The sequence below is a fragment of the Streptomyces sp. NPDC053427 genome (assembly GCF_044544985.1).
Classification (GTDB): Bacteria; Actinomycetota; Actinomycetes; order Streptomycetales; family Streptomycetaceae; genus Streptomyces.
The window spans coordinates 1-4,556 of sequence record NZ_JBITYA010000033.1 but is presented as its reverse complement, the minus strand read 5'-3'; the positions used below and the strand labels follow the sequence as shown (position 1 = coordinate 4,556).

Below are 4,556 nucleotides of genomic sequence, written 5' to 3'. Positions count from 1 at the left end.
TAGGGGGTGAAGGCGTCGGCGCAGTTTTCGATTTGTTGTCGGAAGGTGGGGTTGGTGCGCAGGAGTTCGGTGGCCATGGCGGGCCATTGGGAGCCTTGTCCGGGGTAGACGAACACGATCTTCCCGGGACTCGCCGACGCCGTGCCCCTGACGAGACGGGGGTGTTCCTCACCGCGCGCCAAGGCGGACAGCGCGCCGCTGAGTTCGTCGCGTCCGGCGCCCAGGACGACCGCGCGGTGCTCGTGGTGCGTACGGGTCGTGGCGAGGGAGTGACCGACGGCGGCGGGGTCGAGCTGGGGCCGCTCGGCGACATGTTCGAGCAGACGGCTGGCCTGCGCGGCCAGGGCCTGATCGGTCTTCGCGGACAACGGCCAGACGAGCACCGGGTGTTCGGGTGATGCCGGGGCTTCCTCCGCTCCCGGGGCCGGCTCGGGTGTGGCGGGTGCTTCGAGGATGAGGTGGGCGTTGGTGCCGGAGATGCCGAACGAGGACACGGCCCCGCGGCGCGGCCGGTCGAGCTCGGGCCAGGGGGTCTGCTCGGTGAGGAGGCTGACGGCCCCCGCTTCCCAGTCGACGTGCGGTGTCGGCTCGTCCACGTGCAGGGTCTGGGGCAGAACTCCGTGGCGCATGGCCATGACCATCTTGATGACGCCCGCGACACCGGCCGCGGCCTGCGTGTGCCCGATGTTGGACTTCACCGACCCCAGCCACAACGGCCGCTCCACCGGCCGGTCCTGGCCGTACGTCGCGAGGACCGCCTGCGCCTCGATCGGGTCACCGAGGACGGTACCCGTGCCGTGGGCCTCGACCGCGTCGACGTCGGCGGACGCGAGACGGGCGTTGGCCAGCGCCGCCCGGATCACCCGCTGCTGTGACAGGCCGTTGGGCGCGGTGAGCCCGTTGCTGGCGCCGTCCTGGTTGACGGCCGAACCGCGGATGACGGCCAGCACCGGATGGCCGTTGCGCCGGGCGTCGGACAGCCGCTCCAGAACCAGGAGCCCCGCCCCCTCGGCGAAACCGGTCCCGTTGGCCGCGGCGGCGAAGGACTTGCACCGTCCGTCGGCGGCCATGACACGCTGCCGGGAGAACTCCACGATCGTCGCGGGAGTGACCATGACGGTGACGCCGCCGGCGAGCGCCATCGAGCACTCGTTGTTGCGGAGGGCCTGGGCGGCGAGGTGGATGGCGACGAGGGACGAGGAGCACGCGGTGTCGATCGTCATGGCGGGGCCTTCGAGGCCGAGCGTGTAGGCGATCCGGCCGGACGCGACACTGGTGGCGGTGCCCGTGAGCAGGTAACCCTCCAGGTCCTCCGGGATGTGGCTCGGGTCGCCGCCGTAGTACTGGGCACTGATGCCGGTGAAGACACCGGTGTCGCTGCCCCTGAGGGTCGCGGGTGTGATGGCGGCGCGTTCGAGTGCCTCCCAGCTCGTCTCCAGCAGCAGCCGCTGCTGCGGTTCGATGGCTATCGCCTCGCGCGGCGAGATGCCGAAGAACCCCGGGTCGAACCGGTCCGCGTCGTGGAGGAAGCCCCCCTCCGTCCCGTAGGTCTTCCCGGACCGGTCCGGGTCCGGGTCGTAGACCGCGCCGGCGTCCCAGCCACGGCCCTCGGGGAAGCCGGAGATGGCGTCCCGGCCTTCGGCGAGGTGCTGCCAGAAGTCCTCGGGGGTGTCGGCGCCGCCGGGGAAGCGGCAGGCCATGGAGACGATGGCGATCGGCTCGTCGGCCGCGGCGGGGCGCCGGGAGGCCGAGGCCGCGGCGGTGACCGATCCCATCAGCTCGCCCAGCAGATAGCCCGCGAGCGCGGCGACCGTGGGGTGGTCGAAGACGAGCGTGGGGGGCAGGGCCAGCCCACTGGCGGCCATGAGCCGGTTGCGGAGTTCGACGGCGGTGAGGGAGTCGAAGCCGAGGTCCTGGAAAGCGCGTTCGGGGTCGATGCCCTCGGGGTCCGTGTGGCCGAGCACGGCCGCGGCCTGGCCGCGGACGAGATCGAGCAGCAGCTTCTGCTGCTCCGCCTCGTCGAGTCCGACCAGTCGGCGAACGATGGTCGCCGTACCGCCGCTCCGCTTCTGCCGCCGTCCGGCCGGCACGCGGACGATGGCGCTCAGCAGGGGCGGCAGCACGCCGAGACCGGCCTGCGCCCGGAGCGCGGTCCGGTTGAGCTGGAGGGCGACCACCGCAGGGTCGCCGTTCTCCAGCGCCGCGTCCAGCAGTGCCAGCCCCTGGTCCGTGGTGAACGGCATGATCCCGGCCCGGTTCATGCGGGCGAGGTCGGTGCCGGACATCTGCTGTGTGAAACCGCTGGTCTGGGCCCAGTGGCCCCAGGCGAGTGAGGTGGCGGGGAGTCCTTGGGTGTGGCGGTGGGTGGCGAGGGCGTCGAGGAAGGTGTTGGCGGCGGCGTAGCCGCCTTGGCCGGGGTTTCCGAGGGTGCCGGCGGCGGAGGAGTAGAGGACGAAGGCGGCGAGGTCGTGGTGGCGGGTGAGTTCGTGGAGGTGCCAGGCGGCGTCGGCTTTGGGGCGTAGGGCGGTGTCGACCTGCTCGGGGGTGAGGGTGGTGATGGTGGCGTCGTCGAGGGCGCCGGCGGTGTGGATGACGGCGGTGAGGGGGTGTTCGGTGGGGATGGTGGCGAGGAGGTCGGCGAGGGCCTGGCGGTCGCTGGTGTCGCAGGCCGCGATGGTGACCTTGGCGCCGTGGGCGGTGAGTTCGGCTTCGAGTTCGGGGGCGCCGGGGGCGTCGGTTCCCCTGCGGCTGGCGAGGAGGAGGTGTTGTGCGCCGTGGTGGTCGGCGAGGTGGCGGGCGACCAGGCTGCCGAGGGTGCCGGTGCCGCCTGTGATGAGCACGGTGCCGTCGGGATCGAGGGGGGTGGTGAAGTGGGCTTGGGGGACGGTGTCTTCACCTGACGTGCCGTCGTCCGACGTGCCTTCAACCGACGTGCCGTCATCCGCCGTGTCTGCACCCGACGGCTGCGAGGCACTCTTCTTCCGCCCGGGGACCAGGCGCGGTACGTGCACTTCGCCGTCACGGATGGCGAGCTGGGGTTCGTCGGAGGCGAGCGCGCCGGTGAGGGCCTGGCGGGAGGCGTCGGTACCGTCGAGATCGACGAGGACGACACGGTCGGGGTGCTCGGACTGGGCCGTCCGGACCAGACCCCAGACGGCCGCCGCCGCGAGGTCCGTGACGGGGTCGCCGGGCGCGGCGCTGACGGCGCCGCGCGTCACGAGCACCAGCCGGGTCCCCCGCAACCGGTCGCTGGCGAGGTACTGCTGCAGGAGACCGAGGACGTGGTGGGTGAGGGCACGTACGGCGTCGGGACCGTCGGGGGGTGTGGCCGTGGCGTGCGTTCCCACGGCGGCCCCGACCTCGGCGACGACGGTCCGGCAGTCGGTCCCGCTCTCGGCCGACGCGTCGATGAGCGCCGTCAGGTCGGGGAAGGGCTGTTCCCCGAGCCACACCCATCCGTCCGGGAACGCGGCGTCGCCGTTGGCCGGTGTCACGCCCGCTGTCCGCTGCCAGTCCAGACGGTAGAGGGCGTCGTCGGGCCGGGTGGTGCGCAGCTCGCCGAGGTCCATGGTCCGGACGGTGAGCGTGGCGACCGTGATGAACGGGACGTCGTCGGCATCGGTGAGGCGGAGGCTGAGCGTGTCCGGCCCGGTGGGCTTCATCCGGACCTTGAGCGCCTTGGGCGCACAGTCGTTGTGGAGGGTGACGCCGGTCCAGGACGACGGCACCCGGATCCGTCCCCCGGCGGCCGAGCGGATCTCCTCGGCGGTGAAGGCGTGCAGCGCGGCGTCGAGAAGGGCCGGGTGAACGCTGAAACCGTCCGTGGACAGCTCCTCCGGGAGGAGGACGTCCGCGAGGACGGAGCCGTCGTCGTCGCGCCAGGCCGCGGTCAGCCCCTGGAAAGCCGGACCGTAGTGGTGACCCTGGTCGGCGGCCTCGTCGTAGAGGCTGTCGACATCGACCGGAGCGGAGCCGGCGGGCGGCCAGTCGTCCGTGGTGTCGGCGGGGTCTACGGCCTGGCCGGCGTCGGCGAGGAATCCGGCGGCGTGCCGCGTCCAGCCGTCCTCCTCGGTGTCCTCGTCCCTACGGGTGTGTAGGGAGACGGGGCGCCTGCCGGTGTCGTCGGCGGCTTCGACGACGACTTGCAGGTGAAGCCCGCCCCGCTCCGGGAGGACGAGCGGTGCCTCCAGGGTCAGTTCCTCGACGTGCCCGTGGCCGGTATGACGCGCGGCGTGCAGAGCCAGGTCCAACTGGCCGGCACCGGACAAGACGACGGCGTCGGCCGCGCTGTGGTCGGCGAGCCAAGGGTGGGCCGCCAACGAGAGCCGGCCGGTGAGGATGACCTTGTCATCGGTGGCGGATTCGATGGCGGCGGCGAGGAAGGGGTGGGTGGAGGTGCGGAGGCCGAGGTGGGTGGGGTCGCTGGTGTTGGTGGAAGTGGGAAGCCAGTAGGTGTGGTGCTGGAACGCGTAGGTGGGGAGGTTGGTGGTGGGGGTGTTGTGGGTGTGGGGGTGGAGGGTGGTCCAGGTGGGGGTGGTGCCGTGGGTGTGGGCGTG

At 72.3% G+C, this 4,556-nt stretch carries 1 protein-coding gene; it reads right to left on the bottom strand.

Going from position 1 to position 4,556, the window contains the following annotated elements:
• The coding region (locus tag ACIGWZ_RS39340; RefSeq protein ID WP_400072854.1) for a type I polyketide synthase at positions 1–4,556 on the bottom strand (4,556 nt) is incomplete at both ends.